General features: G+C 66.7%; 7 protein-coding genes. 3 read left to right on the top strand and 4 right to left on the bottom strand.

Annotated elements, in window-relative coordinates; translation table 11 throughout:
• Positions 1-1,051: FprA family A-type flavoprotein (locus HZB86_05755; GenBank protein MBI5905038.1), on the top strand; the 1,051-nt coding region annotated here is incomplete at its 5' end.
• A 29-nt stretch (positions 1,052-1,080) separates the two neighbouring features.
• Here the strand turns inward: HZB86_05755 and HZB86_05750 are convergent.
• Positions 1,081-1,260 (bottom strand): hypothetical protein, encoded by a 180-nt coding sequence (locus tag HZB86_05750; GenBank protein ID MBI5905037.1) that lies wholly within the window; start codon positions 1,258-1,260, stop codon positions 1,081-1,083.
• A gap of 194 nt (positions 1,261-1,454) precedes the next feature.
• Here HZB86_05750 and HZB86_05745 point away from each other — a divergent pair, with 194 nt between their 5' ends.
• Together HZB86_05745 and HZB86_05740 are read left to right on the top strand one after the other, a co-directional pair.
• Entirely contained in the window at positions 1,455-2,024 is a 570-nt protein-coding gene (locus tag HZB86_05745) for a cob(I)yrinic acid a,c-diamide adenosyltransferase (GenBank protein MBI5905036.1), read from the top strand.
• A gap of 75 nt (positions 2,025-2,099) precedes the next feature.
• Positions 2,100-2,333: a hypothetical protein gene (locus tag HZB86_05740; protein MBI5905035.1), complete on the top strand. Its 234-nt coding sequence runs from the start codon at positions 2,100-2,102 to the stop codon at positions 2,331-2,333.
• Positions 2,334-2,340: 7 nt separating this feature from the next.
• On the opposite strand, the gene HZB86_05735 is transcribed toward HZB86_05740, so the two are convergent.
• The 3 genes from HZB86_05735 to pstB form a co-directional block, all read right to left on the bottom strand.
• Positions 2,341-3,348: an FAD-dependent oxidoreductase gene (locus tag HZB86_05735; GenBank protein ID MBI5905034.1), complete on the bottom strand. Its 1,008-nt coding sequence runs from the start codon at positions 3,346-3,348 to the stop codon at positions 2,341-2,343.
• 80 nt (positions 3,349-3,428) lie between these two features.
• On the bottom strand, positions 3,429-4,091 hold the full coding sequence (gene phoU, locus HZB86_05730; GenBank protein ID MBI5905033.1) for a phosphate signaling complex protein PhoU: 663 nt from the start codon (positions 4,089-4,091) through the stop codon (positions 3,429-3,431).
• Between the two features lie 26 nt (positions 4,092-4,117).
• Positions 4,118-4,385 (bottom strand): phosphate ABC transporter ATP-binding protein (gene pstB / locus HZB86_05725; GenBank protein ID MBI5905032.1); only part of this gene is annotated, 268 nt, incomplete at its 5' end.

The following is a 4,385-nucleotide window of genomic DNA, read 5'->3' as shown; positions in this document are numbered from 1 at the left end:
GAAGCGTCCTTTCGCGGGGGAATTCCTCCGGAACGTGGAGGAGGTCCTCCCGGTCGCCGACATCGACTACGTGGTCGTCAACCACTCCGAGCCGGACCACGCCGGCGCCCTCGTGGACCTCCTGGACCGGAACCCGAACGCGACGGTCCTCCTGTCCCGCTCCGCCAAGACGTTCGTGGACAACCTGGTGAACACCGGGTTTCCGTTCCGCGTGGTGGGCGACGACGAGGAGCTCCCGCTGGGCGGGAAGACCCTCCGGTTCATCCACGCCCCGTTTCTCCATTGGCCCGACACGATCCTCACGTACCTCGTGGAGGACCGGATCCTGTTCCCGTGCGATTTCCTCGGCGCCCACTACTCCAGCCCGCACACCTATAACGACGAGCTCCACGAGCCCGGCAAGGCGCGCGACGCGTTCGAGTTCTACTACGGGACGATCATGCGGCCGTACAAGGAGCACATCCTGAAGGCGTGCGCGCGGGTGCGAGAGTTGCCGATCGACATGATCGCCCCGTCCCACGGGCCGATCCTGCGGAAGAACCCGCTGGAGTACCTCGCGCGGTACGAGGAGCGGGCCTCGATCGCCGAGCGGGTCAAGGAGAAAAAGGTCGTGATCGTCTACGCCTCCGCCTACGGGAACACGGCGGCGATGGCGCGCAAGGTGGCGGAAGGGGTGGCGGCGGCGGGGCTGGTGCCGGTGCTGATGAACAGCGTGGAATCCCCGATGGACGCGATCATCGACCAGGTCGAGGAGTGCGTCGGGTTCCTGGTGGGGACGCCCACGCTCAACAGCAACGTCCCGCACCCGATCCTGCACCTGATCGCCAACCTCGTGGTGCTGAACATGAAGGGGAAGCCCGCGTCCGTCTTCGGGTCCTACGGGTGGAGCGGGGAGGCGATCAAGACGGTGCAGGACATCCTGACGTCGATGCGGATCAAGGTCGCCCCGGAGCCGATCCGGGTGCGCATGGCGCCCTCGGAACACGACCTCGCGGCGTGCGTGGATTTCGGGAAGAGGTTCGCGGCGATCGCGGGAGGCGCCCCGGCGTGACGGCCCGCGGGGGCGCTCCCGCGCGGCCGTCAGCCGTGGGTCTTCTTTTCGAGGACCGTCCCTTCCTTATGGAGGGAGCGGTCGGAGTCCTTCTTGATCTGGTGCTGCCCCTCGAGCGCCTCGCCGCGGATGATCGCCTTGCACAGATCGCAGATCCCGCCTTCGAAGGCGCCCTGCTTCGCGCATACCATGCAATGGTTCTTGTCCATGGTGCCCCCCTTATCTCCCGTTGCGGGGGTACCCCAACGGCGCGAAGCTCGTGTTGGAGCACTCTCCGCCGGGAAGCGTCCCGGTCTCCAGGCTTCATTATTCCACATGCCGAGGGATTTTTGAATTCCACCGGAATCGCTCCTCCCGGCCCCACATCTTACGTGCGCCGGGGAGGGGCGGGGGGGAGTCGGCCATGACGGAAACGAAAGCACCGGAACGGTTGCCGGAAAAGCCCCGGCGGGGGCTCGTGCTCGTCATCACCGGGGACGGGAAGGGGAAGACCACGTCCTGCCTCGGGATCGCGGTGCGCGCGGTGGGGTACGGGATGAAGGTCCTCATGGTCCAGTTCATCAAGGGGTCGCTTCACTACGGGGAGATCGACGGCGCGAAGCGGCTGGCCCCCGAGTTCGAGCTCCTCCCGATGGGGAAGGGATTCGTGGGGATCCGCGGCGATTCCCTTCCGATGGACGAGCACCGCGAGGCCGCCCGCGGGGCCTTGTCGCTCACCCGCGAGAGAATGCTCTCCGGGAAGTACGACGTGGTGATCCTGGACGAGGTGAACGTGGCGGTCCGGCTGGGCTTGATCGACGTGGGGGACGTCCTCGCGCTGATCGGCGGGAAACCGCCCTCCGTGCACTTGGTCCTGTCGGGGAGGGGAGCGCACGAAGACGTGATCCGCGCGGCGAACCTGGTGAGCGAGGTGCGCAGCGTCAAGCACCCGTTCGACGAGGGGATCGAGGCGGAGAAGGGGATCGACTATTGACCCGGTCAGAGGGGGACACTCTTCGATCCTGGCTCACCACCGGTTTTTCTGAAGAGTGTCCTCCGCCAGCTACGCATGGAGTCGGACATGAATCGGGTTGAAGTTGATTCGGAACTCTCTTCCTGCCCCTCCTGCGCCGCGGGGGGGGGATTTCACGTGGCGTTCCTGCGGGCGGGGCCGAAGGAGGGGAGGAAGCTCGAGGTGGTCCTCGTGTGCCCGGCGTGCCGGTACCGGTTCACCGTCGGGGAGTTCCTGGTCCCCGACGGCGAACCGCGGCCGTACGACCCGTCGATCGACGGAACGCCGTGACGGGGAGCTACGCCTCGACGCGCTCCAGGAGCGGCGCCCCGTAGAGCAGGCCGAAATAATCCTCGGAATTGCGGATGTAGACCTTGTTGCCGCCGGCCATGTTCTCGCCGGCCAGCTCTCCCTGCTTGATGGCGCTGCGCCAGCCGAAGTTGATCCGGCTCTCCCGCCGGTTGATGTCGTACACCTCGGCGCAGTCGCCCGCGGCGTAGATGTTGGAGACGTTGGTCCGGAGGTACTCGTCCACCAGCACGCCGGCGCCCGCCTTGACGCCGCTCCCCTCGAGGAACCCGATGCCCGGGAGCCGCTCGGTCGCCGCCACGATCAGCTGGCAGCGGATCTCCTCCCCCCCCGCGGTCACGACGGCGAAATTCTTTCCGTCGACGTCGATCACGTCGGCGATCTCGGTCCCCTCCTTCGTCTTCACGCCCTTCGCCCGGAGCTGGTCGGCCACCCGCGCCTGCACGTCGCCGGAGATCGGGTTCCCGAACCGGGGAAGCCCCGGATCGATCCAGACCACCTGGTTTCCGAGCTTCCGGAGGGCGCGCGCCGCCTCGATGCCCAGGTACCCGGGGCCGTACACGACCGTCACGTCCGATCGCATCGCCCGTTCCCGCAGCCGCTGGGCGTCGCCGAAGGAGTTGAGGAACAGGAACGCTCCGGGAGCTCCCATCAATGCGGCGGGAAGGATCGGGCGTCCTCCCGCGGCGACGCAGAGGAAGTTGTACGTCTCCTCCGATCCGTCCGTGAACGCCACCCGGTTCTTCGCCGCGTCGACGCGACGGGCCCGTTTCCCCGCCAGCACCCGGATCTTCAGGCTCGCAAGGTCCTTCCCCTGGGGGTCGGCGATTCCCGCCGGCTCCCGTTCGCCGGAGACCAGGTCGGGGAGGAGGGGCCGAAGGTACGGCGCCCCGTGCTCTTCGGTGGCGATCACGACTTCGGCGTCCCGGTCCGTCTTCCGGGCCGCCTTCGCGGCGGCAATCCCTGCGGGTCCGCTTCCGAGGATCAGGTATCGCATCGGTGTCCTCCGGGGGTGGATTTCGTCATCGAATGTACCATCCGCCCTTTGGAGGGGCAAAGGGAAAGGAAGGTTTCACGTCACGCCAGCGGGCCCTGGTGCCGCACGTCCTTCCCCTTGACCATGAAGATCACGTCCTCGCAGATGTTGGTGGCGTGGTCGGCGATCCGCTCGATGTGGCGCGACACCAGGATGAGGTCCATCGCCCGCGGGATGGTGGTCGGGTCCGCCATCATGAAGGTCAGGAGTTCCCGGAACACCTGGTCCTTGAGCTGGTCGACCTCGTCGTCCCGGAGGATCGTCTCGTACGCCAGCCGGTCGTCCCCGTTCACGTAGGCGTCCAGCGCGGCCTTGAGCATCTCCTGCGTGATGTCGGCCATCCTCGGGATGTCGATCAGCGGCTTCAGCAGGGGAACGGCGAGGAGCGACTCCGCGCGCTCGACGATGTTGATCGCCTGGTCGCCGATCCGCTCCATGTCCACGATGATCTTCATCGCGGCCGTGATGAACCGCAGGTCGACGGCCGCCGGCTGCCGCAGGGCGATGAGCTCCAGGCACGCCTCGTCGATCTCGACGTGCAGCTGGTTGACCTTCGATTCCATCGCCCGGACCTCGGCGAGGAGACTGGTGTCGCGCTTGACGAGCGCCTGGATGACCCGTCGCGTCATCTGCTCGACCAGCCCCCCCATCCGGAGGACCATCTCCCGGATTCCCCCCAGCTGCTCCGCGTAGTGCTTCTTCATCTCCGTTCACCGCCTCCCGGTAAATTTCAGCCGAACCTTCCGGTGATGTACTCCTCCGTCCGCTTGTCGGACGGGTTGGTGAAGATCTTCCCGCTCTTGTCCATCTCGATCAGCTCGCCCAGCAGGAAGGATGCGACGCTGTCGGAGATCCGCGCCGCCTGCTGCATGTTGTGGGTCACGACGACGATGGTGTACCGGTCGCTCAGGTCCTCGATCAACTCCTCGATCTTGGCGGTGGAGACCGGGTCCAGCGCCGAGCACGGTTCGTCCATCAGGAGCACCTCGGGCTCCACG

The organism is Deltaproteobacteria bacterium, from assembly GCA_016234845.1.
GTDB lineage: Bacteria > Desulfobacterota > Deferrimicrobia > Deferrimicrobiales > Deferrimicrobiaceae > JACRNP01.
Note: the sequence above shows the minus strand (reverse complement) of the source record. Positions and strands in the feature narration are given on the sequence as shown.

Bases quoted from the DNA above. Each gene is read 5' to 3' on its own strand.
- HZB86_05750 (MBI5905037.1), bottom strand. From the start codon at position 1,260: ATGGACAAGAACCATTGCATGGTATGCGCGAAGCAGGGCGCCTTCGAA.
- HZB86_05745 (MBI5905036.1), top strand. From the start codon at position 1,455: ATGACGGAAACGAAAGCACCGGAACGGTTGCCGGAAAAGCCCCGGCGG.
- HZB86_05740 (MBI5905035.1), top strand. From the start codon at position 2,100: ATGGAGTCGGACATGAATCGGGTTGAAGTTGATTCGGAACTCTCTTCC.
- HZB86_05735 (MBI5905034.1), bottom strand. From the start codon at position 3,348: ATGCGATACCTGATCCTCGGAAGCGGACCCGCAGGGATTGCCGCCGCG.
- phoU (MBI5905033.1), bottom strand. From the start codon at position 4,091: ATGAAGAAGCACTACGCGGAGCAGCTGGGGGGAATCCGGGAGATGGTC.